We start from the raw sequence: 26,927 nt of genomic DNA on the forward strand, positions 1-26,927 counted from the left end.
TCCACGGATGTCGGGCCCGCGCCGTTGCCCGCATCTCACTGCAGCGGGCAATGGCAGGATCCGGCCGAAACGTGGCCGCAGGAGGGTGCCTGCGGCGCTCTCAATGTCATGACTTGCCTCTAGTGTCGGCATCATGAGCAGCGCAGACTTCTTCGCCACCCGCCTCGCCCACGAGACCGATCCGTCGGACGTGTACGCCGCTCAGAAGGCCGGAGAAGACATCGTGCTCGTCGATGTGCGCGGCGTCGACGCCTGGCGCCAGGGACGCATCACCGGCGCGATCCATATGCCCTACCGCGAGATCGCGGAGCGCGCCCCGCGCGAGATTGCCCCGGACGCCACTGTCGTCGTGTACTGCTGGAGCCCGGGCTGCAACGCCGGCGTCAAGGGAGCGCTCGAGTTCGCAAAGCTCGGCTACGCGGTCAAGGAGATGATCGGGGGGTTCGAATACTGGGCACGGGAAGGCCAGCCGACCGAGAACGATGACGGTCCGCTCCCCCGCGAGTTCGACCCGCTCGTGATGGTCGTGCGCCGGTGAACGAGGGGTCCGATTCCCGCCAGTGCCCTGGCCGCCCCGGCGAGTAGCGTGACCGTCGTGTCCTCGTCGCCGACTCTCGCGCCAGCGCGCTCCAGCACCGTGGTCCTCATGTTCGCGGCGCTGTCGCTGGTGTGGGGAGCGAGTTTCCTCTTCATGAAGGTTGCGGTTGACTCCTTCGACCCTGCTCAGGTGGCTCTGGGACGCATCATCCTGGGCTCTGTCACGCTCGCCACGATCATGGCACTCACGCGTCGACGGTGGCCGCGCGAAGGCCGCCTGTGGGTGCACATGATCGTCGTGGCGGTCTTCTTCTGCCTTCTGCCGTTTCTGCTCTTCGCCTGGGCTGCTCAGAGCCTGCCATCCGGGCTGTCGGCCATCCTGAACGCGACAACGCCACTGTGGACGACACTGGTGGCCGTCGTCGTGCTCCCCAGCGAACGGATGACGGCACGACGCCTGGTCGGGGTGATCATCGGAGCTATCGGTGTCGCGATCGTCATGGGCGTGTGGGATGTCGTCTCCTCCGCAGAGTTCGCCGCATCTCTTCCCGCGCAGCTCGCTTGTCTGGGTGCCACCGCCTCGTACGGCATCGCTCTCGGCTGGATGCGGCGCTTCATCACGGGGACCCACACCCACGACAGCGTGACGATCGCGTCGACACAGATGGCGGTGGCAGGGGTGCTCGCCCTGGCTCTGCTCCCCGTCATCGGTCTCTCGCCGGTAGCCTGGGCCCCGGCCCCGGTCCTCGCGCTCGTCGCCCTCGGATGTCTGGGAACCGGGATCGTCTACGTCTGGAACACGCGCGTTGTCACCGAGTGGGGCGCCGTCGGTGCGTCGACCGTCACGTATGTGATTCCGGTGGTCGGAGTGGCGCTCGGCATCATCGTGCTCGGCGAACGGTTCACGCTGAACGAGCTCATCGGCGCGTTCATCGTGATCGGCGGCGTGCTCCTCGTCCAACGCTCCCGCTAATCAGGGCTCTCAACGGAGAGCGCGCAGCGAGGGGACGGACGCAGGGCCTAGCCGGCGAAGCGGGAACCTAGCGGGCGAAGTAGCCGCGGTAGTACTCGTAGACCCAGCCGATGATCGCGACGACGAAGATACCGAGGCCGATGGGCACCATCCACGCGCCGACCGCGAGCCCGATGATGGCGACAGCGGCCGAAGATGCGAGGACGAGGGGCCACCAGGACCAGGGACTGAACTCACCGATCTCGGGGTCACCGTCGTCGATGTCCGCTGTGAGAACGTCCTCCGGCAGTTCACCACCCTGCGCGCGGTGAACGGCGCCGGTGTAGAACCCGATGAGTGCACCCATCAGAGCGGTGAAGAACAGGGCGACGGTGCCAACCCACTCGAGGTTGCCATACCAGATGACGCTCCAGACGGTGTACGCGATCGCAACGAGAGCGAAGAAGCCCGTGAGGATCCACCACAGCGACACATTGGTGCGCATGGACTACTTCACCTTCCCATCGGCAAGATCGACAACCGGTGTGTGTGGAGCATCCTTGGCCGGGCCGACACCGACCGTCATCGGCGCAGCCTCGGGGTGGTTCAGGTCGAATGCCGGACGCTCGCTACGGATGCGCGGGATCGATGTGAAGTTGTGTCGCGGCGGCGGGCACGACGTAGCCCACTCGAGCGAACCACCATAGCCCCACGGATCGTTGACCGTGACCTTTGGCGCCTTGCGAGCGGTGATCCACACGTTCAAGAGGAACGGAATCATCGAGACAGCGAGAATCATCGACCCGACGGTAGAGAGCTGGTTCTGCCAGGTGAATCCGTCGGCTTCCGCGTAGTCGGCGTATCGGCGGACCATGCCCTCGACGCCCAACCAGTGCTGGACGAGGAAGGTCATGTGGAAGCCGATGAACAGCAGCCAGAAGTGCACGTACCCGAGGCGCTCGTTGAGCATCCGGCCTGTCCACTTCGGCCACCAGAAGTAGAAGCCGGCGAACATCGCGAACACGACGGTTCCGAAGATGACGTAGTGGAAGTGGGCGACGACGAAGTACGAGTCCGACAGGGCGAAGTCCAGCGGCGGCGAGGCGAGGATGACGCCGGTCAGACCACCGAAGACGAACGACACGAGGAAGCCGAGCGAGAAGATCATCGGGGTCTCGAACGTCACCGAGCCGCGCCACATCGTTCCGATCCAGTTGAAGATCTTCACGCCGGTGGGCACCGCGATCAGCATGGTCATCAGGGCGAAGAACGGCAGCAGCACCGAGCCGGTGACGTACATGTGGTGCGCCCACACAGCGACCGAGAGAGCGGCGATCGCGATCGTCGCGTACACGAGCGTCTTGTAACCGAAGATCGGCTTGCGGCTGAAGACCGGGAAGATCTCGGACACGATGCCGAAGAACGGCAGCGCGATGATGTACACCTCGGGGTGACCGAAGAACCAGAACAGGTGCTGCCACAGCAGCACGCCCCCGTTCTGTGGGTCGTAGATGTGCGCACCGAGCACGCGGTCGGCGGCGGCGGCGAAGATCGCGGCGGCCAGCACCGGGAAGGCCATGAGGATCAGGATGCTCGTGATGAGCGTGTTCCAGGTGAAGATCGGCATGCGCCACATCGTCATGCCGGGTGCGCGCATCGTGATGATCGTCGTGATGAAGTTCACGGCACCCAGGATCGTGCCGAAACCGCTCATACCGAGACCGAGCATCCAGAGATTACCGCCGACGCCTGGTGAGAAGGATGCGTTCGCGAGTGGTTGATACGCGAACCAGCCGAAGGAAGCCGCGCCCTGCGGGGTCAGGAAGCCGGAGATCGCAATGATCGACCCGAACAGGAACAACCAGAACGCGAAAGCGTTCAGGCGCGGGAACGCGACGTCAGGTGCACCGATCTGCAGCGGCAGGATCGCGTTGGCAAAGCCCGCGAACAGCGGCGTCGCGAACATGAGCAGCATGATCGTGCCGTGCATCGTGAACAGCTGGTTGTACTGCTCTTTGGTCGGCAAGACCTGCATGCCCGGCTCGAACAGCTCGGCACGGATGATGAGCGCCATCACGCCGCCGAGCAGGAAGAACAGGAACGACGCGATCAGGTACATGTACCCGATCGTCTTGTGGTCAGTGGAGGTGATCCACTTGACGACGATGTTGCCCTTCTGCTCGACACGCGACGACGACATCAGCGCCGCCTGCCGTGCCGGGAGAGTGCGCGGGCGCGACGAGTCCGCGTCCTGAAGCGGCAGCGTGGTGGCCATCACTCGTTCCCCTCATCTGACTGCTGGACCGAGGGATCCGTGGGATCGTTCGGCGTGTTCTGCAGGCGGTCGTATGCGTCGTTGATGTCGCCGGTCTGACCCTTTGCCTCGAGACTTGCGAGGTAGTCCTCGTACTCGTCGGCGCTCACGACCTGGACGGTGAAGAGCATCATCGAGTGGTACTCACCGCACAGTTCCGCACAGCGGCCTGCGTAGGTGCCCTCACGGGTCGGAGTGAAGGACCAGTAGTTGTCCTTCCCGATGTACATGTCCTTCTTGTAGAGGAAGTCGACGACCCAGAACGAGTGGATGACATCCCGCGACTGCAGTTTGATCTGCACGGTCTGGTCGACCGGCAGGTACAGCGTCGGCAGCGCCTCCTGGTCGATGTTGCCGGCCTTGTCGGGCTGGGCCTGAATACCCATCGTCCAGACGGCGTCGGAGTTGTCTTCCTCGTCACCGTTGTACTGGAAGTCCCACGCCCACTGCTTGCCGATCGCGGTGATCGACACGTCCGGGTCTTCGTACTGCGTCTCGATGATCGCCTGGTCCCGCGCCGTGAAGGCGAAGAAACCGATCACGAGGATGAACGGCACGATCGTGTAGAAGATCTCGATCGGCATGTTGTACCGCAGCTGCACGGGCAGGCCGGTCTGGCCCTTACGGCGACGGTAGGCGATCGCGGCCCACCCCATGAGCGCCCACGTGATGACGCCGACAGCCAGCAGCACGATCCACGAGTTGACCCACAGTCCCGAGATCATCTCGGTGTGGTTGGTCGCAGGAGTTCCGTCTTCGACGAAGCCGGGAAGGAATCCGTTCAGCTCCGTCGGCGTACATCCTGCGAGCACCAGGGCCGCGGCGGCACCAACCGGAAGAAGAACCCAGCGGAGTCGGCGTTTGGATGGCACAGGCGCACCTTTCCACGTTGCGAAGTGTGACTGTGGTCAGTCTAGGGCAAGCTCACACCTGCTTGAGGCCAACCACTCAGCATCCACGCACTTTCGGGATACTGAAGGTCGGCCTTCTCGCAGGCTGAAGCTTCTGGGTCAGTGGAAGCTGTCACCGCACGCGCAGCTGCCCTGCGCGTTCGGGTTGTCGATCGTGAAGCCCTGCTCCGAGATCGTGTCCTTGAAGTCGATGGTTGCGCCGTCCAGGTACGGGACGCTCATGTCGTCGACGATGACTTCCACGCCCTCGAAGTCGACGGTCTTGTCTCCGTCGAGATACCGCTCGTCGAAGTACAGCTGGTAGATGAGTCCGCTGCATCCGCCGGGCTGGACAGCCACGCGGAGACGGAGGTCATCGCGGCCCTCCTGGTCGAGCAGGTTCTTGACTTTTGCGGCGGCGGCGTCGGTGAGCGCGACGCCGTGCTCGCGGGCGGTCTGGTCCGTGGTCAGTGCGGTGTCGGTCATGACTCTCCTTATCGGCTGAAGCCGTCGGGGCGGATGCTGAAATTCTACGCCCGCTCTCGGCGAGGACGGCGGAAATGCGGGCGGGTCAGAGCGTGCGCGCGTCCAGCTTCTCCAGCAGCAGCGCCTCGGAGATCAGCGCATGCCGGAAGGTCTCGAGGTGGAGTGACTCGTTGGGACTGTGCGCCCGGGAGTGCGGATCCTCCACACCCGTGACCAGGATCTGCGCGCCCGGGAACTCGCGGACCAGGTCCGCGATGAACGGGATCGATCCGCCCACCCCGATATCGACCGGATCGACGCCGTACCCCTCGGTGAGTGCCTCGCGGGCATCCTGGACCGCCCATCCTGTCGTGTCGACGAGGAACGGGTTGCCGAGGTCGACATCGAAGAACTCCAGCCGAGCCCCGAACGGCGCGTGGGCGCGAAGGTGTGCCTTCAGCGCTGCGTAGGCGTCCGCCGCGGACTGCCCGGGCGCGACGCGCGCGCTGATGACGACGGTCACCTCCGGAGCGAGCGTGTTGGAGGCCGAGGCGACATCGGTGGCGTCGATGCCGATCACGGTGACCGACGGCTTGTTCCAGATCCGCCCGATGATCGATCCCGCGCCGATCGGGCTCACCCCGTCGAGCAGGCCCGTCTCCGAGCGCAGGGTGCTCTCGCTGTACTCAGGGGTCTCGGCCTCGCGCGAGCTCAGGCCCTCGACGCCGACCGATCCGTCGGCGTCCCAGAGCGTGGCCAGCAGCGTGACCGTGGCGAGCATGGCGTCGGGCACCGCTCCCCCGAACATTCCCGAGTGGGATGCGTGATCGAGCGTGCGCACCCGCATCGAGAAGCGCGCGTTGCCGCGCAGCGAGACCGTCAACCCGGGGGTTCGGTCGTCCCAGTTGCCCGAGTCCGCGACAACGATCACATCGGCGCGAAGCGCGTCGGCGTTGTCGCTGAGGAACTGCGCGAACGAGCGCGAGCCGTACTCCTCCTCCCCCTCGATGAACAGGGCGAGACCGAGGTCGAAGTCGGGACCCAGCGCCTCGACAAGTGCACGGATCGCACCGATGTGCGCCATGATCCCGGCCTTGTCGTCGGCGGCGCCACGACCGTAGAGCCGGCCCTCCCGAACCGTGGGTTGGAACGGCGGGGTCTCCCACAGCGCCTCGTCACCGACGGGCTGGACGTCGTGATGGGCGTACAGCAGGACGGTCGGGCGACCGTTCCTCGCTGCACGTGTCGCGAGCACGGCAGGCTGCCCGAACTCCTCCGTGCCGGGAATCGCTGCCCGCTTGATGGTCACGGCATCGAACACTCCCGTGCCTTCGACCAGGGCAGCCACTGCCTCTGCGCTGCGTACGAGTTGCTGCTGATCCATCGATGGCCAGGCGATCGAGGGAATCCGCACCAGATCGCCCAAATCCGCCAGCGCACGGGGGATGCCGGTCTCGGCGGCGTCACGGACAGCATCGGAACGGGAGGCGATATCACTCATGCGGGTAATCTTAAGGACTACCCGTAACGCGACAGCGAGGATCATCGTGGCCAAGACCCCCGCCCCCGAGGCACCGAAGGACGCGTCGACGTCGACCGTCGGCAAGGGAAAGGCGACTCCGAGCCGCGCCGAGCAGGAGGCTGCACGCAAGCGCCCGCTCGTTCCCGACACGAAGGAAGCGAAGGCGCAGCGCAAGGCCGAGCTCGCATCAGCCCGGGAACGCGCCCGCATCGGCATGGCCAACGGTGAGCAGAAGTACCTGCCCGCGCGCGATCAGGGACCGCAGCGCAAGTTCGCCCGCGATTTCGTGGACGCCGGTTGGCACCTGGGCGAGGCAGTCATGCCCGCGATGGTCGTGGTCATCGTCGCAACCTTCATTCCGCTGAACTTCATCCAGTACTGGGCGTTCGTGGCGCTGTGGGTGTTCATCTTCTTCGTGATCGGCGACATGATCATCACGTCGATCCGCGTCAAGCGCGCCGTGAGCGACAAGTTCGGCGCAAGCAAGGTTGAGAAGGGGCTCGGCTGGTACGCCTCGATGCGCAGCGTCCAGATGCGCTTCATGCGCCTACCCAAGGCCCAGGTTCGCCGGGGCCAGTACCCCTCCTGAGATCGGTCTAGCAGCTTGGCGCGCTCCGCTGCGCGGGGGTGCCAGGTGTCGAGACATGTGCCCGTCCGCTGCGCTCACCGCGCGACGCTGATCGCGCGCTCATGGGCGTGCCTCGGATCAGATGTAGATGCGCGGGACGAGCGGTGAGACGCGGACGATGATCTCTTCACCGACCGTGCCGATCGCCTCCGCGAGAGTCGTCACACTGGACTCGCCGCGCGTTCCGGGGCCGAAGAGGTAGACCTCATCCTCGACAGCGGCGCCCGGCCACGGGTCGATCAGCATCGTCGCCGGGCCGATCTCGCGGACGAGACGCGGGCCAGCGGGAGTTCCCACCGACATCCGACCCGCGAGCGTCGACGGCAGGCCGTCCAGATACCCGTAGGAGACCGCGACGGCAGAGTCTCCGACGTCGCTCACGGTGGCGATCAGGGTAGCCGCGGGCGCGATTCCCTCCAGCTCGGGGCCGCCCGTCGAACGGATGCCGTAGCTGAAGGCACCGAAGCGGACGAGGTCGAACCGGAACTCCGGCCGTGCGAAAGCCGCCGCACTGGCTGCGAGGTGGCGAACCTGAGGGCGCAGGCCCACGTCCTCGGCAATCCTGATCGCCTCGAGGAACGCGGCACGGGACAGATCGTCGTCCTCGTCGCTGGTTTCGGCGATGTGGCTCCAGATTCCGACGACCCGGATGTCGCCGCTTGCCTCGAGCTCCGCGGCCCGGGTGACGAACGCCGGCCACGCCTCCGGCCTGACGCCGTTGCGGTGAAGTCCGGTGTCGATCTTGATGTGCACCGGAGCTCCTCGCCCCGCCGACACCGTCGCGATGTCTTCGAGGTACGAGGCATCACCCACGCCGAGTTCGATGCCGGCCTCCAGCGCGACCTCGATCTCGGGCTGGGTGATCGTCACCCACGAGAAGACGCGAGCGTCGGGGCCCGCGGCAGCTCTCGTGCGGACACCCATCGGCACGTCGAAGGCCCCGAACCAGCGCACGCCGTGAGCTGCAGCGGCGGCGACGACACGATCGACGCCGTGGCCGTAGGCGTCGTTCTTGACAACAAGCATGTACTCGGCCGGCGCGATGCGCCCCCGCAGCACGTCGATGTCGGCGAGGATCCGACCGAGGTCCACGACCATCCGCGCGCTCAAGCGACCACCTCCCGCGGTAGCCGCAGGCCCAGCGCACAGACGAGTTCGGCAGCAGTGAGTCCGGATGCCGCCTCCCACGTGGCCAGCGCCGGACCAGCCGGGCCGTCGCCGCCGAAGTAGATGACCTCGTCACCGCGCGCGATGTCGGCGTCACCGATGTCCACGACACAGACATCCATCGCGACCCGTCCGACAATGGGATACAGGGCACCCCACACCTCGACCGAGACCTGGTTGCCGAGCGAGCGCGCCACCCCCTGGCCGAAGCCGCCTGAGACGAGCGCGATCCGTGTGTCCCGCGGGGCAATATGCGTGTAGTTGTACGAGACTCCCTCGCCGGCGCGCAGAGCCTTGATCGAGAGCACGGAGCCGAGAAGGCTCATGACCGGCCTGGCGGGGTCCTCGGAGGCACCGGGGAGACCGAAGATCACGGCGGGGTCCAGCGTAGGAGCGTCCGCGGCCGGGGCGATCCCCATGCTCTGAGCCGCATCGACGGATTCAGCGTCGAGCATCGCCGCACGGATGCCGACCCGCGCCAGAGTCTCAGCGACGAACTGCATGCCGTGGCCGTAAGCATCGCGACGGAGGTCGGGAACGGCATCCGCTCCCCCGGCCTCGATCGCCCGGCCGGCGCCGGCGACAAGCGCCGAGCTACTCAGCCGGACGCGCGGCCCGGTCGGACTGATCAAAAGCCCATCGCCTTCTGGTATCGAGGGCGGTGTCCGGTACGGATGCCGAGCACGCTCGGCTTGTTCTCGTAGACGCCCGTGGCCCAGTTGCCCTCGATGAGCACGGGGCCGTCGGGGGTCACGGCGATGTCCCACCCGACGTACTTCACCTGCGGGACGTGACGGGCGACCTTGTCGACGAAGGCGATGACCTCATCGAACATCGGCAGCTGGAAATCAGCGATCGGGTAGCCCGAATCGGGGTGGAGCTTGTGCACGTGTCCGTGCGAGTCGTAGCCGTCGCCGAGCGAGGCTCCGGTCTCGGGGTCGAGCATCGTGTAGAAGCCGCCGAAGTCCATCTGGTCTGCGACCTGACCGCGACCGAACTTCTGCGCGATCGCGAGGATGTGGGTCTTCTCGCCGTCGAAGAACGCAGCGACGCGGGTCGAGTTGACCGTGCCGGCACAAACGGCGGCGACATCGGGATGCTGCACGATGTTCTCTTCGATCAGCAGCTCACCGCGCTCGCGCAGCTGCGCGTGGAAGTCTGCCCAGTCCTCGATCTCGGTCGAGTAATACCGGTTGATGGCAGCCCCCGAGCGACCCGCCTGCTTCTTGGTGATGAGCACGGGATGTGCCTCACCGAAAGCGCGCAGTTCGTCGACGTTGTCGTCGGTGACCATCATCCAGTCACGACCGAGGTACTCCGAGAAGACGCGGTCGAACTCCCACTTGTCGTAGAAGATCCCGCGGTACTCAGGATCATCGAACGTGTACGAGTACTTGTTTGAGTGCGGATGCGTCATCATCGTGCGCCGCTCGCGCCGGTTCAGGATCGCGAAATCGTAGTCGACATAGTCCTGAAAGCCGACCTGGTGGAAGGTCGCCTGCCAGAACATGTCCACGACCACCGCTGGGGTCCACTTGTGAAACTGGGCTGATACCTCGCGGGCGCGCTCGATGACCGAGGGGAGGTCGATGACCTTCAACCGGGCCACCATGTAACCGAAGCGCGAACCGAGTCCTCGCGATGCCATCGCTCTCTCTTTCCGAAGGGTGCTGCCCTCACACGTCGGCCGGCACCCGTCGGGGCGCCGGCCGCGTGCGATCAGCGAATGTCAGGCGCCTACCAGCTCGTTCTCCACCACACGGGGGTGGTTGATGCGGCGGTCGGCGGAGCGTCCGAGGTCATCGGTGATGATGACGCGCTGCAGCCAGCGGTCGGTGCCGTCGTAACGCGGTTCGAAGGGGGTCCGCGCGTGCATGACGCGACGGTTGTCGAACAGCAGGATGTCGCCGGCACCGAGGGTCACATAGATGCCCTCCTTGTCGGCGCCGTCGTGGAAGGCCTGGAGCGCCGCGGCAGCTTCGTCATCGCCGGTAACGGCGGCGGCGCAGTCCATGTCGATGCGGACGAAACGCTTGCCGTCCTCGCCGTAGAGCGCTGCGCCCTGGACACCGTCTTCGGGACGACCCGTTCCGCCGGATGCCTTGTCGATGCCGTGCATGAAGCGCGGTTGACGGAGGACCGCCTCATCCTCGGCCGACAGGTCGATACGGTCGACCGGCGCCAGCGCCGTCTGCACGCGCTCATCACCCCGGACGCAGAAGAGGCCGACGAACTGCGGGTGGGCGTCGTCGAAGGCATCCTCCGAGTGCCAGTCGAGCAAGCTCCGGCTTCCCGTTCCCACGGCGTCGTACTCGTGGCCGGGGATCGGTGTGACGTTCTGGATCAGCGCACCGCGGTGCTGACGGGCGAACGAGAAGACCTCGCCGGCCACCGAGGCAAACGCCAACAGTGCAGCCTCCGTCACGGGGTCACGATCCTTGCCCTCGAACGCAACCGGGTCCCGCGGGCTCTCACCCATGTCGTCCTGATCGACGGTGAGGCCATGGAAGAGAACTCCCCCGTCCGGGACCTCGGCCCGCGCGAACTGGCGGATGATCTCGACGGTCTCGGGGTCGGCCGCTTCGAATGCTGCCTTCGCCTCGGCGAGCAGCTCCTCGAAGGCTGCGTCATCGGAGTAGATACCCCGACGGCCTCGGGCGACATCGATGAAGATCGCGGCGACTTCGGGCTTGATGTGACGTTCGATCACAGAGGTTCCTTCCCATGGCGCGACGGCCGCGCTGAAGCACTCGACGACGCGAATGCCGGTGTTGTGCTGTCGGGAGTATATCCGAGGAGGTCCCCCGCATTCCCGAGGAAGTTAGGGCTTCCTAAGTCTTCGGGGCAGATGCCCCTCATGCGCGGACAAGCCCCCGGTTGATCTGCCGCGCCCAGAGCGGCCCTCGGTACAGAAACCCGGTGTATCCCTGCACCAGAGTTGCGCCGGCATCCAGCCTTTCGCGGACGTCGGCAGCAGTCTCGACACCACCGGCCGAGATGACGCAGAAACTGTCAGGCACCAGGGAGCGAACGAGACGCAGCACCTCGAGGGCGCGCGGAGCGAGTGGCTTTCCCGACAGCCCACCAGCGCCGGCTGCCGTGACCACCGCCGGGTCGGTGACCAGCCCGAGGTCATCGCGCGCGATTGTCGTGTTCGTGGCGACGATGCCCTGCAGGCCCAGTTCGAGCGCCAGGGCTGTGACATCGCGGATGTCGTCATCAGAGAGATCGGGCGCGATCTTGACGAGCAGGGGGATATCTTCAGCGGCATCCTTCACCGCGGTCAGCAGGGGCCTCAGCGACTCGACGGCCTGCAGGCTCCGCAGACCCGGGGTGTTCGGCGACGACACATTGACCACGAGGTAGTCGGCCACGGGCGCGAGAAGCCGCGTGCTCGTGACGTAGTCGACTACCGCGTTTTCGACATCCACGATGCGGCTCTTGCCGATGTTGACGCCCAGGACCGTGCGGTGACGCCGACGACGGGCGCGTTCAAGCCGACCCGCCGCGGCGTACGACCCGTGATTGTTGAACCCCATGCGGTTGATGACCGCGCGATCCGGGATGAGACGGAACAGACGCGGCTTCGGGTTTCCGGTCTGCGGAATCGCGGTCAGCGTGCCGACCTCGACGTGACCGAAACCGAGAGCGTGCAGACCGTCGACGCCCACGGCATCCTTGTCGAACCCGGCCGCGACGCCGAACGGCGCGTCGAAGGTCAATCCGAGCGTCTGCACGCGCAGCGACGGATCAGGCTTGGTGAGGGCCCGCGCCACCCACGAGAACGGCCGGAAACCGAGCAGCCGGATGACGAGCATCGCCGCGTGATGTGCTGTCTCCGGATCCATCCTCGAGAGGAACGTGCGAAACAGCCACGGGTACATGCTTACTCCTCGAGGTCGGATGCCAGGCGTTGATGATCCGCACGCAACTGTGCGATCGCCGACTCAAAATCCTCCAACGAATCGAACGCCTGATACACGCTCGCGAACCGGAGATAAGCGATTTGGTCGAGTTCGCGGAGTGGCCCGAGGATCGCCAGGCCGATCTCATTCGTGTCGACCTGCGACGATCCGGTCTGTCGAACCGCCTCCTCGACCGTCTGGGCCAGAACGGCAAGATCGCCCTCGGTCACGGGGCGCCCCTGACAGGCCTTGCGCACCCCCGACATGACCTTTTCGCGACTGAATGGTTCGATCACGCCCGAGCGCTTGATGACGTTCAGGCTCGCGGTCTCGATGGTCGAGAAGCGACCACCGCACTCGGGGCATTGACGGCGACGACGGATGCTGAGACCGTCGTCGCTGGTGCGGGAGTCGATCACGCGCGAGTCAGGGTGACGGCAGAAAGGGCAGTGCATAGCAGCCCCAGACTACGCGGTGAAGCGGGCGCGAACTGCTTCGCCGTGCGCGGGGAGCACTTCGGCGGTCGCAAGCGCCACGATGGCGTCAGAGACTTCCGCGAGGGCGTCCCGGTCATACTCGATCACCTGCTGCGGCCGCAGGAACGTCGAGGCCGATAGCCCCGCCGCATATCGTGCTTGCCCGCCGGTGGGGAGCACGTGGTTGCTCCCCGCGAGGTAGTCACCCAGGCTCACCGGCGAATAGGGACCGACGAAGACTGCCCCGGCGTGCACGAACCGGTGCGCAGCGGGGTCGGCAAGGTGCAACTCGAGGTGTTCGGGAGCGTACGCGTTCGAGAAGTCGACGGCGGCGTCGAGGTCGTCGACGAGCACGATCGCGGACTGCGGTCCCGTCAGCGCCACCTCGATGCGTGCGGCGTGGAGAGTCTGCGCGGCCAGCCCGCCGATCTCTGCCTGCACAGCGTCGGCCAGGCCCATCGACGTGGTCACGAGAACCGCGGATGCCTGCTCGTCGTGCTCGGCCTGGCTGATGAGGTCGGCAGCGACAAGCCGCGGATCGGCGGTGTCGTCGGCGACGATGAGGATCTCGGTCGCGCCTGCCTCCGAGTCGGTGCCGACGCGACCGGCTACGGCGCGTTTTGCTGCCGCCACGAAGTTGTTCCCCGGTCCCGTCACGACATCCACCGGATCGAGGCCCAGGCTCGCGGCCCCGTAGGCGAATGCACCGATCGCACCGGCGCCGCCCATCGCGTACACCTCGGTGACCCCGAGGAGTTTCGCGGCGGCAAGAATCACCGGGTGGACTCGCCCGTCCTCTCCCCGCTGGGGCGGGGACGCGAGAGCGATCTGCTTGACGCCGGCCGCCTGGGCCGGCACGACGTTCATCACGACACTGGAGGGGTACACCGCCTTGCCGCCCGGCACATACACCCCGACCCGGCGCACCGGTTGCCACCGCTGGTGAACGAGAGCTCCCGGGGCCAGCGTCGTGGTGGTCGGCGGCGGAACCTGCACGGCCGAGGCAGCCCTCACGCGGTCGATGGCCTGCTCGAGCGCCGCGCGAACCGCAGGATCGAGCTGCTCGAGAGCCTCGTCGAGGTGCGAGGCTGGAACACGGATGTCGTGACCGGTCACCCCGTCGAACTGTTCGGCCTGCTCGCGCAGCGCCGCCTCGCCGCGCGAGGCGACGTCATCGACGAGGCGCGCGGCGGTCGCGAGCGCCTCGGAACGGGCTGCGGTCGCGCGAGGGACGGCGGCGAGCAGCTCTGCGGGCGACAGGGATTGCCCGCGCAGATCAAGGGTGCGAAGCATCCATCTACGCTATCGCTCGCGCGAGGCGTGAAGCGCCCAGGGCATGCATCGCCCGAACGCAGTTCGGTCGCCGTACGGGGCGGAGCTACCCGAGGCACTGCGGGCCGAGGAGACCCTTGAGTTCGCCGTACAGGTCGGCAGTGACGCTCACCGGATGCGGTACCTCGAAGACCTTCGCCACGCCTGCCTTGTGGAGGCGCAGCGTCACCTCCGTGTCTCCCCGGTGACGGCGTAGGCAGTCGGCGAGATCGCCGATGACCGCTTCGGTGGCCCGCTGCTCGGGAATCACGAGCACGAGCGGTCCGGATTCGTCGACGGAGCCGAGGTCGGGTGAGAACGCCGCCTGCGCGTGAAGGTTCATGCCGTCGTCGCGCCGAGAGACGCGTCCGCGGACCACGAGGATCGAGTCGGCCTGCAGCATCGACTGGAACTCCGTGTAGGTCTTTCCCATGAACATGACGGTGATCTCGCCGTCGAAGTCCTCGACGGTGATCATGCCGTACGGATTGCCGCTGGACTTGGCGACGCGATGCTGCACACTCGTCACCAGGCCCGCAATGGTCACCTGATCGCCGTCAGCCAGGTCTTCGGAGGCCAGCAGGTCATGGATGTTGATCGACGCGTGTTTGGCGAGGGGCACCTCGAGGCCGGCGAGCGGATGGTCCGAGACGTAGAGCCCCAGCATTTCGCGTTCGAAAGCGAGCTTGTCTTTCTTCGTCCACTCGGGGCGATCGGGAACCTTGTTGACCTGTTGCGGTTCGTCCGCTCCCCACAGCGAATCGAAGTCGAACCCGACCTCGCCGTTGGCTTCGCGGCGCTTGTCGAGCACAGCCTGCTCGGTGGCATCCTCGTGGATCTCCAGCAGAGCGCGCCGGGTCGCACCGAGCGTGTCGAACGCGCCGGCCTTGATCAGCGACTCTACCGTTCGCTTGTTCGCTACCGAGACCGGCACCCGAGCGAGAAAGTCGTGGAACGACACGAAGGGCTCATCCACGCGCGACTGTACGATGGCCTCGACGACGTTAGCTCCGACGTTGCGCACGGCGCCGAGCCCGAAGCGGATGTCGTCACCGACTGCCGCGAAGTAGCGGATCGACTCGTTCACATCGGGGGGCAGCACCCGAATGCCCATCCGTCGGCACTCGTTGAGGTAGATCGCCATCTTGTCTTTCGAGTCGGCCACGCTCGTGAGGAGCGCTGCCATGTACTCCGCGGGATAGTGGGCCTTCAGGTAGGCGGTCCAGTACGACACGAGCCCGTAGGCGGCGGTGTGCGCCTTGTTGAAGGCGTAGTCGGCGAACGACTCGAGCACCTTCCACAGGGTCTGCTGCGCGGCATCCGAGAACCCGCGCTCGGTCATGCCGCCGAAGAAGACCTCTTTCTGCTTGTCGAGCTCGGACTTCTTCTTCTTGCCCATCGCGCGGCGCAGCAGGTCGGCCTGACCGAGTGTGTAGCCGGCGACCCGTTGGGCTACGGCCATCACCTGCTCCTGATAGACGATGAGCCCGTAGGTCGTGTCGAGGATGTCGGCGAGGGGCTCTTCGAGCTCTTTGTGAATCGGCTCGATCTCTTGCTGCTTGTTCTTGCGCAGGGCGTAGTTGATGTGCGAGTTCACGCCCATCGGACCCGGGCGGTACAGCGCGAGGACTGCCGAGATGTCCTCGAAGTTGTCGGGCTTCATGAGGCGAAGAAGGGACCGCATCGGACCGCCGTCGAGCTGGAACACCCCGAGGGTGTCGCCGCGGGCGAGCAACTCGTACGATGCCCGGTCGTCGAGGTCGAGCTCCTCGAGGACGAGGGGCTCACCGCGGTTGGCTTCGATGTTGTCGAGCGCATCGTTGATGATCGTGAGGTTGCGAAGCCCCAGGAAGTCCATCTTGATCAGGCCGAGCGACTCACACGACGGGTAGTCGAACTGCGTGACGATCTGGCCGTCCTGCTCACGGCGCATGATCGGGATGATGTCGATGAGCGGTTCGCTCGACATGATGACACCGGCTGCGTGCACACCCCACTGGCGCTTCAGGTTCTCGAGGCCCACCGCCGTGTCGAAGACCGTCTTGGCTTCCTGGTCGGTTTCGATGAGAGTGCGAAACTCCCCCGCCTCCTTGTAGCGGGGGTGATCCTTGTTGAACATGTCGGTCAGCGGCACGTCCTTGCCCATGACGGCCGGCGGCATGGCCTTGGTGAGGCGCTCGCCCATGCTGAAGGGGAATCCGAGCACGCGACCGGCATCCTTCAGGGCCTGCTTCGCCTTGATCGTGCCGTACGTCACGATCTGCGCCACCCGGTCGTCGCCGTACTTCTCGGTGACGTACTGGATGACTTCACCGCGGCGACGGTCATCGAAGTCGACATCGAAGTCGGGCATCGAGACGCGGTCGGGATTGAGGAACCGCTCGAAGATGAGGCCGTGCTGCAGGGGGTCGAGGTCGGTGATGCGCATGGCATAGGCAGCCATCGAACCCGCGCCCGATCCACGGCCCGGGCCGACGCGGATGCCGTTGCGCTTTGCCCAGTTGATGAAGTCGGCGACAACGAGGAAGTAGCCCGGGAACCCCATCTGCACGATGACGCCGACCTCGTATTCGGCCTGCTTGCGGACCTCGTCGGGGATCCCCGCCGGGTACCGCTCCTCGAGGCCGGCCTCGACCTCTTTGACGAACCAGCTCTCCTCGGTCTCGCCGTCGGGCACGGGGAAGCGGGGCATGTAGTTGGCGCTGGTGTTGAACTCGACCTCACAGCGCTCGGCGATCAGCAGCGTGTTGTCACAGGCGTCGGGATGCTGCCGAAAAATCTGGCGCATCTCGGCCGGCGTACGGATGTAGTAGCCGTCGCCGTCGAACTTGAACCGCTTCGGGTCATCCAGCGTCGAGCCCGACTGCACGCAGAGCAGGGCTGCATGACTGTTCGAGTCATGCTGGTGTGTGTAGTGCGAGTCGTTGGTCGCGAGGAGCGGAATATCGAGGTCTTTCGCGATCCGCAGCAGGTCGGTCATCACCCGACGCTCGATGTCGAGACCGTGATCCATGATCTCGGCGAAGTAGTTCTCTTTGCCGAAGATGTCTTGGAACTCCGCGGCGGCCGCGCGCGCCGCATCGTATTGGCCCAGGCGCAACCGGGTCTGCACCTCGCCGGAGGGGCATCCGGTGGTCGCGATCAGGCCCTTCGAGTAGGTCTCCAGAAGCTCCCGGTCCATGCGGGGCTTGAAGTAGTACCCCTCCATCGAGGCCTTCGATGAGAGTCGGAACAGATTGTGCATCCCGGCTGTCGTCTCCGACAGCAGCGTCATGTGGGTATACGCGCCCGAGCCCGAGACGTCGTCGTCGCTCTGCTCGGGTGACCCCCACCGCACCCGCGACTTCTCGGACCGGTGCGTGCCTGGCGTCACATACGCTTCGATGCCGATGATCGGCTTGATGCCGGCATCCTTCGCCGCCTTGTAGAACTCGAAGGCCGCAAAGGTGTTTCCGTGGTCGGTGACGGCGATCGCCGGCGACCCCTGGGCTGCAGCCTCCTGCACCATCGCGCCGATCCGGGCGGCTCCATCGAGCATCGAATACTCGCTGTGGACGTGCAGGTGGACGAAGGAGTCGGACGCCATGCCGAGAGTCTACGTTCGGGCTCGGACGCCGGCTCGCCTGGCCCGCCGAGGCGGCTACGGTTGCCGTGTGCCAACTCCCGACTTCATCCTTGAGCTGCGCCGATTCGTCGGCACCCGCCCGCTCCCCCTCGTCGGCGTCACCGCTGTCATCATCCGCGGCGGTGAGGTCCTGCTGGGCCGGCGCTCCGACAATCACGCCCTGACCCCGATCACCGGCATCGTCGATCCGGGCGAAGAGCCGGCGGATGCCGCGGTGCGGGAGGCTGCCGAAGAGGCCGGTGTCGTCATCCGTGCCGATCGGCTCGCGTGGGTGCATCAGGTCCCGAGGATCACCTACGCCAACGGGGACCAGAGCGACTACCTCGACCTCACTTTCCGGTGCACATGGATTTCGGGCGACCCGGTTCCCGTCGACGGCGAGATGACGGAGGTCGCCTGGTACCCGCTCGATGCCCTGGGCGACGTGGATGCCGACATGCGCGCTCGCATCGCTGCGGCAACGCCGGATCATGGCGAGGCTCGGTTCGTGACAGGCGGCAGCGACGCGCAGCCTCCCTCTGCCTGATTAAGTCCGGCTCGGCCGTCGACGCAGCGCCCTGACCGGTACCGACAATGGGCGGGTGGCCCTGCACCGACCCACCGTCGCCCTCGCCGTCTTCTGGATCGTCGGCGGGATCCTCGGCGCCATCGTCGCGTTCCTGCTGTACCTGGAGTACATCGGTCAGCTCACCGGCGCGGATGCGATCATCTCGTGTCAGTGGGGTGTGTTGGTCACGTGCGGCCCCAACCTGCTCTCCCCCGGCGGCAACATCCTCGGATTCAGCAACTCGATAGCGGGCATGGTGCTGTTCCTGGGCCCCGTCTACGCCGGCGTCAGCGAGCTGGCATCACCATCCGGCCTTCGTCGGTGGTACTGGCGGACGTACGGCATCTTCGTTGCCGGGGCGTTCGTTCTCGTGCACTACTTCGCATTCCAGAGCATCTTCGTCTACGGATCGTTGTGTCCCTGGTGCATGATCATCTGGCTCGTCACGATTCCGCTCTTCTGGTTCACCACAGGCTGGATGCTGCGCGACGGAGTGTGGACCGAAGCGCCTGCGGCGCGGCGCGTGGGAAGCGTGATCTTCTCGTGGGCGTTGCTTGCCACCGTGCTGGACTACGCGCTGATCGCGGTCACGGCCCAGCTGCGGCTCGATCTGCTCGGCAGCTTCTGAGGTCCTCGGAAGCTGCAGGGCTCAATCCAGCTCCTCGCCGCGGAGGATCGCGAGGGCATGAGCGAGATCAGGCGCATAGGGCGAGTCGAACGAGACCCACTCGCGGGTTGCGGGGTGCGCGAAGGCAAGCGTGCGCGCATGCAGCCATTGGCGGGTCAGGCCCAGCCGCTCTGAGATCGTGGGGTCGGCGCCGTAGAGCGGATCGCCGACGCACGGATGCCGGTGTGCTGCCATGTGGACACGGATCTGGTGGGTCCGCCCGGTCTCCAGGTGGATTTCCAACAGTGAGGCTCCGGGAAAGGCCTCGATGGTCTCGTAGTGAGTGATCGAGGGCTTGCCGTCGCGGGTGACCGCGAACTTCCAGGAGTGCGAGGGATGACGCCCGATGGGAGCGTCGATCGTACCGGCGAGCGGGTCGGGATGGCCCTGAACTACCGCGTGGTAGATCTTATCGACGGTGCGATCCTTGAACGCAGCCTTCAAGACGCCGTAGGCGTGCTCGGACTTGGCCACGACCATGAGTCCACTGGTGCCGACGTCCAGGCGGTGAACGACGCCCTGCCGCTCGGGTGCGCCGCTGGTCGCGATCTGGAACCCCGCAGCTGCGAGTGCGCCAAGCACCGTCGGGCCTTCCCACCCCACCGAGGGATGGGCTGCCACACCCGCCGGCTTGTCGACCACCACGATGTCGTCATCGTCGTACACGATGCCGAAACCGGGCACGACGACGGGGATGACTTCGGGCTCACGACGGTCGGTCCACTCGACCTCGATAACCGTTCCTGCCGTCAGGCGGTCGGACTTCCCGAGGATCCTTCCGCCTTCGCTGACTCCCCCGGCCTCGGCGACCTCGGCGGCGAAGGAGCGCGAGAATCCCAGCATCTTGGCCACACCCGCATCGACCCGGGCACCATCGAGCCCGTCCGGCACCGGCAACATCCGCGCCGGCACGTCAGCCGCCGTCTCGGGCGCGCCGGCCGTCGGGGACAGCACCTGCTCGCCAAGCGAAGCGGCTCACGAGTCGCGGCGGGATTCCTCGTCGGCGATCCGGTCGGCCTCTCGTGCGACAGCCTCCTGCTCGGCCTCTGTGAGCGGCGGGAGCCCGATCTCGTCACGGGGCACGCCCGCGTACGGGTCGGCGACGGGGAACTCCGAGTCGAACCCTCCGGCAACTCCGCCGCCGGGAGGAAATTCGTCTCCGGCGGCGCCGAGAATGGTCTCCTCCTCGGTGGGATCCGTCTCACGGTGATGGTGTCGCTTACCGTCCATCTGTACTCCTACGATCACGAGCAGTGCCACCCCGATCATCATCGACACGATGAAAATGTCGGCGATGTTGTAGATGGCGGGGCTCATCCAGAACCACATCCACGGTGTGTTGATGAAGTCTACGACGTGTCCCACGGGGAATCCGGGTTCACGGAACAGGCGGTCCGTGAGGTTTCCCAGCACCCCGCCCAGCAGAAGTCCCAGCACGATCGCCCACAGGCGTGACTGCACGCGGGTGGCCGCCAGCCACACGATCACCCCGGCAACCACTGCCAGGGCGATAGTGAAGATCCAGGTGTACCCCTCACCGAGCGAAAAAGCGGCACCGGGGTTCTTGACGAGGTAGAACTGCAAGAACTCACCCAGGACGGGAACCGACTCCTGCAGCGGGAGGTTGGTCAGCGCGAGGTACTTCGTGAACTGGTCGACGGCCAGCACCAGGATTGCGAGCAGCGCAATCGTGATGCCGGCCGCCGCGTGACGCAGAGGTGGCCGGGACGCCAAGAGCGTCCTCAGTTCGTGATGTTCGCGACCGACGCGCTGTCGGTCGAAGAGGAGTCGAGGTCCTTCAGGTGACCTTCGATGAAGTTGCGCAGCTGCGAGCGGTAGTCGCGCTCGAACTCACGCAGTTCGCCGATGCGGGCATCCAGTTCGGCCTTCTTGGCCTCCATGCGAGCGATCTCGTCGCGTCCGCGAGTCTCAGCGTCGGAGATGATCGAGGCAGCCTGAGCCTGGGCCTCGGCGATGAGCTGGTCGTGGCGCGCCTGGCCTTCGGCGACGTGCTCGTCGTGCAGACGCTGCGCGAGCTCGAGCAGGCCGGCGCTTGCCTGGGTCGGAAGCGGCGTGCTGGCCGGAGCAGCCGGGGCGGGAGCGGGGGCTGCCTCTTCGGCGGGCGCCTCTGCCGGTGCCGCGGGGGCCGCGGGCGCGCCGGACTCGAGTTCGGCGATGCGTGCCTTGAGCTCTTCGTTCTCGGCCAGGGCTTTACGCCACTCGACGACGATCTCGTCGAGGAAGTCATCGACCTCGTCGGGGTCGAACCCTTCCTTGAACCGGACGTGCTGGAACTGCTTGGTGACGACGTCATCCGGAGTCAGTGGCATTTCTTCCCTCTTTCGTTCGCCCGGCCGCTGGCCGATCGCGCCTTCCGGCACGCGGTTGTGGACGGTTGATAACAGCAAAGCATAGTCGTGGGTGGATTCATCCTGCGAAGGCGCGTGTCACCGACAGGAGGATGAAGCACGAGAGCATCGTGAGCGCGAACGCGAAGTCGATGGCGATGCTGCCGATTCGCAACGGGGGGATGAAACGACGGAGGAAACGGATCGGAGGGTCCGTCGCGGTGTACACACCTTCGGCGACAACGAGCATCGCGCCACGAGGACGCCACTCACGGTCGAAGACGGGGATCCACTCGAAGACGAGTCGGGCCAGCAGCACGAGAATGTAGATCAGGACTGCCGCGTTGAGGATTCCGGCAACGATCTGGATGACGTTCACGTATCAAGTCTGCGGGAAAGGAACCGCCTCCGGATCCGCTTGCGCCACGGCACCCTCACCCGACACCGCAACATTCTCGGGTGAGAGCAGGAAAACCTTGCTCGTCACGCGCTCGATGCGGCCGTACAGGCCAAGCGACAGGCCGCTCGCGAAGTCGATGAGACGACGCGCGTCGGCGTCGCTCATCTGCGAGAGGTTGATGATCACGGGAACGCCCTCGCGGAAGCTTTCGGCGATCACCTGCGCGTCGCGGTACTGCTTGGGGTGCACCGTGACGATCTCGTTGAGAGCGCCGACTGCGGGCTGACGAACCACCGCCGGACGGTGAATCGGCGTGACCGGGGCGGCCTTCTCGACGGATGCCGCGGCAGACTTGCGCGTGGGCGCAGGCGCTGGCGTCTCGTCGTAGACCTCTTCCTCGTCGGCGAGGCCCAGGTAGACCATGGTCTTCTTCAAGGGGTTCGACATCGCATCCTCCGTTTGCTCGTCTGCTCCGAGGTTAACCGCGCACAGGGCGCGGACCCGTGATTGCCGTGCCGATGCGCAGGTGTGTCGCGCCGGCGTGAATTGCAGCTTCGAAATCGCCGGTCATCCCGGCCGAGATCCAGGTGGCGTCCGGGAAGACACGGCGCACGGTGTGCGCGTGGCCGGCGAGCCGTTCGAAGGCTGCGGCAGGTTCTTCGCCCAGGGGGGCGACAGCCATGACTCCCCGGACCCTCAGTCCGAGACACCCGGCGGCGTGCTCGGCGAGCGCCGAAAGACTCTCCGGGGCGACTCCCCCGCGCCCGGGGTCGTCGGTGAGGTTCACCTGGATCAGGACGTCCAGGGGCACCTCGGCCTCGGCATCCAGCGCATCGGCGAGCTTCGGGCGGTCGAGCGAGTGGATGACCGAGGCCACGCGACGCACCGCCCGCGCCTTGTTGGTCTGCAGCTGACCGACGAAATGCCACCGCAGGTCGGACAGATCCCCGACCCCGACGACCTTCTCGAGTACTTCCTGAACCCGGTTCTCGCCGACGTCGCGCACGCCGAGGCCATAAAGCTCCTCGACCAGCGACGCCGGATGGAACTTCGTCACGACGATACGAGTGATGTCTTCAGGCGAACGCCCCGCTTGCCGCGCAGCAGCAGCGATACGATCGTCGATCGACGCCAGACGATCCGCGAGCTGCGCGTCCGACTCAGTCACAACTGCCGCCTCGAGCCGCGCACCCTCGCCGGCGCGGATGCGGTCACTTCAGGAAGTCGGGGATGTCGAGGTCGTCGTCCCCGAACGCCGAATCGAAGGCTGCATCCGAGATCGAGGGCACCGGAGCCAGTTGCTCAGGACGCTGCGGCTCGTCTTCGGAGTCTGCGGCTGCACGCTGCTCGACGGGCTCGCGACGGACCACCGGGGTGGCATCCGGACGCGCTTGCGGCTCGCCACCGTCGAACCCGGCGGCGATCACCGTGACGCGCACCTCGTCACCGAGCGTGTCGTCGATGACGGTACCGAAGATGATGTTCGCCTCAGGGTGGGCGGCTTCCTTCACCAGCTGGGCGGCGTCGTTGATCTCGAAGATGCCGAGGTTGGAGCCACCCTGAATCGACAGCAGCACACCGTGCGCACCCTCGATGGATGCCTCCAGCAGCGGCGACTCGACAGCAAGCTCTGCAGCCTTGATCGCCCGGTCCGCACCGCGTGCCGAGCCGATTCCCATGAGCGCTGAGCCCGCCCCCTGCATGACGGATTTCACGTCGGCGAAGTCGAGGTTGATGAGTCCGGGCGTCGTGATGAGGTCGGTGATGCCCTGGACACCGGCCAGCAGCACCTGGTCCGCGGTGGCGAAAGCCTCGATCATCGAGATCCCGCGGTCGCTGATCTCCAGCAGCCGGTCGTTGGGCACCACGATGAGGGTGTCGACCTCTTCTTTCAGGCGCGCCACTCCCGACTCGGCCTGGCTCTGGCGGCGGCGACCTTCGAACGAGAACGGCTTGGTCACCACACCGATCGTGAGCGCGCCGATCGACTTCGCGATCTTTGCGACGACGGGCGCACCGCCCGTACCGGTGCCGCCACCCTCACCGGCGGTGACGAACACCATGTCGGCGCCGCGGAGCGCCTCTTCGATCTCTTCGGTGTGGTCCTCTGCGGCGCGGCGACCCACCTCGGGGTCGGCGCCGGCACCCAGCCCTCGGGTGAGTTCGCGCCCGACGTCGAGCTTGACGTCGGCGTCGCTCATCAGCAATGCCTGGGCGTCAGTGTTGACGGCGATGAACTCGACCCCGCGCAGGCCGAGCTCGATCATCCGGTTGACGGCGTTGACGCCTCCGCCGCCGACGCCGACCACCTTGATGACTGCAAGGTAGTTCTGGTTCTGGCTCATGCCGACTCCTGTGCTCGTGTCCTGCAACCTTCAACCTCAACTGGAGGTATAAAGTATTGCCGGGTATGTATTTCCTAGACACGAAGCTAAGCGTCGACTCCCCCGATTCCGCGCGCTTGCGGGGGCGTGTCGCACATCCCGTTCTTTCGTGCACCCGCTCGGCCCGGTGGGCTCAGCGGATCACTGGATGACGACGGCTGACGGCGACGAGACGTCGTAACGCGAGACCGTGTCCGGCGGGCGCGATTGCATCGCCGCAGCCAGCGCCACCGACTTGTTCGAGGACTCGTCAGCGTTGCCCCAGACGATCTCGGTGCCGGTTCCACCGAGGGTGAGGGTCACGTCGTTGGGGGTCGTCGCCGACGCCGCGGTCACCTGCGACATGATCGTGTCGGGAAGCGACCGCAGCACGTGCCCGACCGCCTCGAATGCTTCGGATGCCGTTCCACCGGTGATCTCCAGCACGGGTCTGCCGGGAGCCGGGGTCTGTGTCGTCGAGAGCGCGACGCCGGCGGCATCCACGAGGGTGAACCCGGCAGGTGAGGCGATGACCCCGATCGGGGTGCGTTCGACGACGCGCACGATCAGATCATGCGGAGGCCGGGCCTCGACGGTGTACGACTCGACGAGCGGGAACGCGACCAGCGCCGCTTTGATGGCGCTCTCGTCCACAAGTGGCAGTGGCGTGCCCAGCTGTGACGACAACGCGTCGGATACCGCTGCGGTGTCCAGCTGCTCAGCGCCCGCTACCGTGATCGTCTCGACAGCGAACAGCGGGCTGTACGCCGCCCCGACGCTGCCGAGCGCTACGAGCACGACTGCCGCGATGGACCCGAGCCAGATCGCGCGACGGCGACGGGCCCTGACGGTGAACCGCCGCACCTCGGACTTGAGCGCGCGCCGCCGCGCACGCGCAGCGCGCCACACCTCGCGCATACCCACCGGCGACGAACCGTCAGAGCCGGGCGCAGCTGCATCTTCCGCGAGCGGCTCGGTTGCTCCGGCCTCGTCTGCGCCGAGCGCCCAGGTCGGAACGCCGGGAAGGACGGAGGCGGCATCCCGAGCGCTCGAGCCGGTGCCGGCATCGGTCGGGAGGGGCCAGACCGGTGCGGGAGCGGTGATTCCGGTGAGGTCGATCGGCTCCGTCGGGGCGTTCTCGACGGGAACCGATGCCGATTCAGCCCACCGGTCCGTGGGGGCAGCTCCGCGTTGCTCGGGTGAGACGCCCCGTCTGCCGTCTCCGCCGGATGGGGTGCGCAACGAGGATTCGTCGTCAGCGCCCGACGGGGCCCCGGAGGGCGGGAGCGGAGTCGGCCGGCGCACCGCTACTCCGCCGGTGCGCCCTGCTGGCCGAGCGCGGCGAGCACGTCGGGAATGATGAGGTAGACGTTTCCACAGCCGAGAGTGATGATGTAGTCCCCGTCCCGCGCGATCGATGCCGTGTAGGCAGCTGCGGCCGCCCAGTCCGGCTCGAAGTGGACGCGTTCGGCATCCGTGAACCTGCTCGACACGAGTTCGCCGGTGACCCCCGGGATCGGGTCCTCGCGCGCGCCGTACACATCGAGCACGACGGTGTGGTCAGCGTGGCTCTCGAGCACCTCGGCGAATTCCGCGGCCATGTGTTGCGTCCGGGAGTAGGTGTGCGGCTGGTGCAGCGCGATGATGCGTCCATCGCCGACGACGGTGCGGGCCGCGGCCAGGGCTGCGGCGACCTCCGTCGGATGATGTGCGTAGTCGTCGTAGACTCTGACGCCGCGCACGATCCCGTGGAGTTCGAAGCGACGCACCGTTCCGGCGAACGACTCGACGGCCTTCACGGCATCGGAAAAGGCATGCCCCAGGGTCAGGAGCACAGCCACGGCCCCGGCCGCGTTGACCGCGTTGTGCTCTCCGGGAATCGCCAGCGCGGCCGAGACCGTTTGCCCCGCGTGGGTGAGCTCGAACGACACAGGCCCGTCGGTGCGGATGCCGTGCACGCGCACATCGGCATCTTCCGCCTTTCCGAAGGTCATGACGCGCGGGTGGGTGAGGTGAGGAAGGATCCGACGCGCGCCCTCGTCGTCCGACGACAGGACGACGGCCTCGCGCGCCTTGTTCGCAAAGCTCGCGAACGCGGCATCGAAGGCTTCCCGGCTGCCCCAGTGGTCCAGGTGGTCGGGGTCGATGTTCGTGATCAGCGCGACAGCCGTGTCGTAGAGAAGGAACGTGCCGTCGGACTCGTCTGCTTCGATGACGAACAGATCGTCAGCACCGGTGCCGCCGGAGACACCGAGATCGGCAATGACTCCCCCGTTGACGAAACTCGGGTCGGCACCGAGCGCACGCAGCGCCGTGACGATCATCCCCGTCGAGGTCGTCTTGCCGTGCGCTCCCGCAACCGAGACCAGCGGGCGGCGGCCGATCAGCCAGTAGAGCGCTTGAGAGCGATGGATGACGGGCAGTCCCCGTTCCTTCGCCGTGACGAACTCAGGGTTTTCGGGCCAGATCGCCCCGGTGTGGATGACAGTGTCGGCACCCTGCAAATGCGCGGCGTCGTGCCCGACGTGGACACGCGCTCCTCGGGCAGCGAGGGCCTGGAGTGCCGCACTGTCGGCGCGGTCGGATCCCGAGACGCGGATGCCGCGATCCAGGAACATGCCCGCCAGGCCCGACATCCCCGAGCCGCCGATACCGATGAAGTGCGCTGCCTCGATGGTCTCGGGGATCGGGAGGCTGAGGTCGGGTCTGATCATGACCCGACAATCCTAGGTCGGCGTCGCTGAGGAACTCCTTCGGCACGCGGCCTATCGCAGGCTCACCGTATCGATATTCCATGATCGGGAATATGC

The 26,927-nt window shown here is 66.3% G+C and carries 26 protein-coding genes and 1 pseudogene; 5 read left to right on the plus strand and 22 right to left on the minus strand.

What is annotated here, in order from left to right:
- Positions 1-133 precede the first annotated feature (133 nt).
- Together B4F19_RS08425 and B4F19_RS08430 are read left to right on the plus strand one after the other, a co-directional pair.
- Entirely contained in the window at positions 134-538 is a 405-nt protein-coding gene (locus B4F19_RS08425) for a rhodanese-like domain-containing protein (RefSeq protein ID WP_228178618.1), read from the plus strand.
- 48 nt (positions 539-586) lie between these two features.
- Positions 587-1,510, plus strand: coding sequence for a DMT family transporter (locus B4F19_RS08430; RefSeq protein WP_292734134.1), 924 nt, complete (start codon positions 587-589; stop codon positions 1,508-1,510).
- A gap of 67 nt (positions 1,511-1,577) precedes the next feature.
- On the opposite strand, the gene B4F19_RS08435 is transcribed toward B4F19_RS08430, so the two are convergent.
- From B4F19_RS08435 to B4F19_RS08455, 5 genes are all read right to left on the minus strand, one after another.
- Positions 1,578-1,994 carry a cytochrome c oxidase subunit 4 gene (locus B4F19_RS08435; RefSeq protein WP_228178616.1) on the minus strand — a complete coding sequence of 139 codons (417 nt, stop codon included), beginning with the start codon at positions 1,992-1,994 and terminating at the stop codon, positions 1,578-1,580.
- Between the two features lie 3 nt (positions 1,995-1,997).
- Positions 1,998-3,764, minus strand: a complete 1,767-nt coding sequence (gene ctaD / locus B4F19_RS08440) for a cytochrome c oxidase subunit I (protein ID WP_292734137.1) — start codon at positions 3,762-3,764, stop codon at positions 1,998-2,000.
- On the minus strand, positions 3,764-4,675 hold the full coding sequence (gene coxB, locus B4F19_RS08445) for a cytochrome c oxidase subunit II (RefSeq protein ID WP_228178614.1): 912 nt from the start codon (positions 4,673-4,675) through the stop codon (positions 3,764-3,766). The genes ctaD and coxB overlap by 1 nt, the downstream gene beginning before the upstream one ends.
- A 138-nt stretch (positions 4,676-4,813) precedes the next feature.
- Positions 4,814-5,179, minus strand: a complete 366-nt coding sequence (gene erpA / locus B4F19_RS08450) for an iron-sulfur cluster insertion protein ErpA (RefSeq protein ID WP_228178613.1) — start codon at positions 5,177-5,179, stop codon at positions 4,814-4,816.
- 85 nt (positions 5,180-5,264) lie between these two features.
- On the minus strand, positions 5,265-6,659 hold the full coding sequence (locus B4F19_RS08455; RefSeq protein ID WP_228178612.1) for a dipeptidase: 1,395 nt from the start codon (positions 6,657-6,659) through the stop codon (positions 5,265-5,267).
- Between the two features lie 46 nt (positions 6,660-6,705).
- On the opposite strand from B4F19_RS08455, the gene B4F19_RS08460 reads away from it, so the two are divergent.
- Positions 6,706-7,269, plus strand: coding sequence for a DUF3043 domain-containing protein (locus B4F19_RS08460; protein WP_292726476.1), 564 nt, complete (start codon positions 6,706-6,708; stop codon positions 7,267-7,269).
- Positions 7,270-7,386: 117 nt separating this feature from the next.
- Here B4F19_RS08460 and B4F19_RS08465 read toward each other — a convergent pair whose 3' ends face one another.
- From B4F19_RS08465 to dnaE, 8 genes are all read right to left on the minus strand, one after another.
- Complete coding sequence (locus tag B4F19_RS08465; RefSeq protein ID WP_292734140.1) at positions 7,387-8,418, minus strand: alanine racemase; 1,032 nt, start codon at positions 8,416-8,418, stop codon at positions 7,387-7,389.
- Positions 8,415-9,107 carry an alanine racemase C-terminal domain-containing protein gene (locus B4F19_RS08470; protein ID WP_228178609.1) on the minus strand — a complete coding sequence of 231 codons (693 nt, stop codon included), beginning with the start codon at positions 9,105-9,107 and terminating at the stop codon, positions 8,415-8,417. Before B4F19_RS08470 ends, B4F19_RS08465 begins: the two co-directional genes overlap by 4 nt.
- Entirely contained in the window at positions 9,104-10,123 is a 1,020-nt protein-coding gene (locus B4F19_RS08475) for a sugar-transfer associated ATP-grasp domain-containing protein (protein WP_228178608.1), read from the minus strand. The genes B4F19_RS08470 and B4F19_RS08475 overlap by 4 nt, the downstream gene beginning before the upstream one ends.
- An 81-nt stretch (positions 10,124-10,204) precedes the next feature.
- Entirely contained in the window at positions 10,205-11,185 is a 981-nt protein-coding gene (locus B4F19_RS08480; RefSeq protein WP_228178607.1) for a TauD/TfdA family dioxygenase, read from the minus strand.
- Positions 11,186-11,330: 145 nt separating this feature from the next.
- Positions 11,331-12,359 (minus strand): quinone-dependent dihydroorotate dehydrogenase, encoded by a 1,029-nt coding sequence (locus B4F19_RS08485; RefSeq protein WP_292734144.1) that lies wholly within the window; start codon positions 12,357-12,359, stop codon positions 11,331-11,333.
- Between the two features lie 2 nt (positions 12,360-12,361).
- A complete protein-coding gene (nrdR, locus tag B4F19_RS08490) occupies positions 12,362-12,835 on the minus strand; it encodes a transcriptional regulator NrdR (RefSeq protein WP_228178605.1) in 474 nt (157 codons plus the stop codon).
- A 12-nt stretch (positions 12,836-12,847) separates the two neighbouring features.
- Entirely contained in the window at positions 12,848-14,149 is a 1,302-nt protein-coding gene (gene hisD / locus B4F19_RS08495) for a histidinol dehydrogenase (protein ID WP_228178604.1), read from the minus strand.
- A gap of 85 nt (positions 14,150-14,234) precedes the next feature.
- Positions 14,235-17,753, minus strand: a complete 3,519-nt coding sequence (gene dnaE / locus B4F19_RS08500) for a DNA polymerase III subunit alpha (protein ID WP_228178603.1) — start codon at positions 17,751-17,753, stop codon at positions 14,235-14,237.
- A gap of 67 nt (positions 17,754-17,820) precedes the next feature.
- Here dnaE and B4F19_RS08505 point away from each other — a divergent pair, with 67 nt between their 5' ends.
- Positions 17,821-18,318 (plus strand): NUDIX hydrolase, encoded by a 498-nt coding sequence (locus B4F19_RS08505; RefSeq protein WP_292734147.1) that lies wholly within the window; start codon positions 17,821-17,823, stop codon positions 18,316-18,318.
- A 55-nt stretch (positions 18,319-18,373) separates the two neighbouring features.
- Positions 18,374-18,967, plus strand: coding sequence for a vitamin K epoxide reductase family protein (locus B4F19_RS08510; protein ID WP_228178601.1), 594 nt, complete (start codon positions 18,374-18,376; stop codon positions 18,965-18,967).
- A gap of 21 nt (positions 18,968-18,988) precedes the next feature.
- Here the strand turns inward: B4F19_RS08510 and B4F19_RS08515 are convergent, their stop codons facing one another.
- From B4F19_RS08515 to murC, 9 genes and pseudogenes are all read right to left on the minus strand, one after another.
- Positions 18,989-19,918 carry an RluA family pseudouridine synthase gene (locus tag B4F19_RS08515; RefSeq protein WP_292734186.1) on the minus strand — a complete coding sequence of 310 codons (930 nt, stop codon included), beginning with the start codon at positions 19,916-19,918 and terminating at the stop codon, positions 18,989-18,991.
- 252 nt (positions 19,919-20,170) lie between these two features.
- Positions 20,171-20,740, minus strand: a pseudogene (gene lspA / locus B4F19_RS08520) (signal peptidase II); the annotation flags it as partial.
- An 8-nt stretch (positions 20,741-20,748) separates the two neighbouring features.
- Positions 20,749-21,336: a DivIVA domain-containing protein gene (locus B4F19_RS08525; protein ID WP_228178599.1), complete on the minus strand. Its 588-nt coding sequence runs from the start codon at positions 21,334-21,336 to the stop codon at positions 20,749-20,751.
- A gap of 97 nt (positions 21,337-21,433) precedes the next feature.
- A complete protein-coding gene (locus B4F19_RS08530) occupies positions 21,434-21,733 on the minus strand; it encodes a YggT family protein (protein ID WP_228178598.1) in 300 nt (99 codons plus the stop codon).
- A gap of 3 nt (positions 21,734-21,736) precedes the next feature.
- Positions 21,737-22,201 carry a cell division protein SepF gene (locus B4F19_RS08535; RefSeq protein ID WP_228178597.1) on the minus strand — a complete coding sequence of 155 codons (465 nt, stop codon included), beginning with the start codon at positions 22,199-22,201 and terminating at the stop codon, positions 21,737-21,739.
- A 31-nt stretch (positions 22,202-22,232) separates the two neighbouring features.
- Positions 22,233-22,922, minus strand: coding sequence for a YggS family pyridoxal phosphate-dependent enzyme (locus B4F19_RS08540; RefSeq protein WP_228178596.1), 690 nt, complete (start codon positions 22,920-22,922; stop codon positions 22,233-22,235).
- A 43-nt stretch (positions 22,923-22,965) separates the two neighbouring features.
- Positions 22,966-24,099 (minus strand): cell division protein FtsZ, encoded by a 1,134-nt coding sequence (ftsZ, locus tag B4F19_RS08545; protein WP_228178595.1) that lies wholly within the window; start codon positions 24,097-24,099, stop codon positions 22,966-22,968.
- 180 nt (positions 24,100-24,279) lie between these two features.
- Positions 24,280-25,359, minus strand: coding sequence for an FtsQ-type POTRA domain-containing protein (locus B4F19_RS08550; protein WP_292727480.1), 1,080 nt, complete (start codon positions 25,357-25,359; stop codon positions 24,280-24,282).
- A 65-nt stretch (positions 25,360-25,424) separates the two neighbouring features.
- Complete coding sequence (gene murC, locus B4F19_RS08555) at positions 25,425-26,831, minus strand: UDP-N-acetylmuramate--L-alanine ligase (protein ID WP_292734151.1); 1,407 nt, start codon at positions 26,829-26,831, stop codon at positions 25,425-25,427.
- Positions 26,832-26,927 lie beyond the last annotated feature (96 nt).

This window comes from Microbacterium sp. UBA1097, assembly GCF_002313585.1.
Lineage (GTDB): Bacteria > Actinomycetota > Actinomycetes > Actinomycetales > Microbacteriaceae > Microbacterium.

Bases quoted from the DNA above. Each gene is read 5' to 3' on its own strand.
- B4F19_RS08425 (WP_228178618.1), top strand. From the start codon at position 134: ATGAGCAGCGCAGACTTCTTCGCCACCCGCCTCGCCCACGAGACCGAT.
- B4F19_RS08435 (WP_228178616.1), bottom strand. From the start codon at position 1,994: ATGCGCACCAATGTGTCGCTGTGGTGGATCCTCACGGGCTTCTTCGCT.
- ctaD (WP_292734137.1), bottom strand. From the start codon at position 3,764: ATGGCCACCACGCTGCCGCTTCAGGACGCGGACTCGTCGCGCCCGCGC.
- erpA (WP_228178613.1), bottom strand. From the start codon at position 5,179: ATGACCGACACCGCACTGACCACGGACCAGACCGCCCGCGAGCACGGC.
- B4F19_RS08455 (WP_228178612.1), bottom strand. From the start codon at position 6,659: ATGAGTGATATCGCCTCCCGTTCCGATGCTGTCCGTGACGCCGCCGAG.
- B4F19_RS08475 (WP_228178608.1), bottom strand. From the start codon at position 10,123: ATGGCATCGCGAGGACTCGGTTCGCGCTTCGGTTACATGGTGGCCCGG.
- B4F19_RS08485 (WP_292734144.1), bottom strand. From the start codon at position 12,359: ATGTACCCGTGGCTGTTTCGCACGTTCCTCTCGAGGATGGATCCGGAG.
- nrdR (WP_228178605.1), bottom strand. From the start codon at position 12,835: ATGCACTGCCCTTTCTGCCGTCACCCTGACTCGCGCGTGATCGACTCC.
- hisD (WP_228178604.1), bottom strand. From the start codon at position 14,149: ATGCTTCGCACCCTTGATCTGCGCGGGCAATCCCTGTCGCCCGCAGAG.
- dnaE (WP_228178603.1), bottom strand. From the start codon at position 17,753: ATGGCGTCCGACTCCTTCGTCCACCTGCACGTCCACAGCGAGTATTCG.
- B4F19_RS08525 (WP_228178599.1), bottom strand. From the start codon at position 21,336: ATGCCACTGACTCCGGATGACGTCGTCACCAAGCAGTTCCAGCACGTC.
- B4F19_RS08535 (WP_228178597.1), bottom strand. From the start codon at position 22,201: ATGTCGAACCCCTTGAAGAAGACCATGGTCTACCTGGGCCTCGCCGAC.
- ftsZ (WP_228178595.1), bottom strand. From the start codon at position 24,099: ATGAGCCAGAACCAGAACTACCTTGCAGTCATCAAGGTGGTCGGCGTC.
- murC (WP_292734151.1), bottom strand. From the start codon at position 26,831: ATGATCAGACCCGACCTCAGCCTCCCGATCCCCGAGACCATCGAGGCA.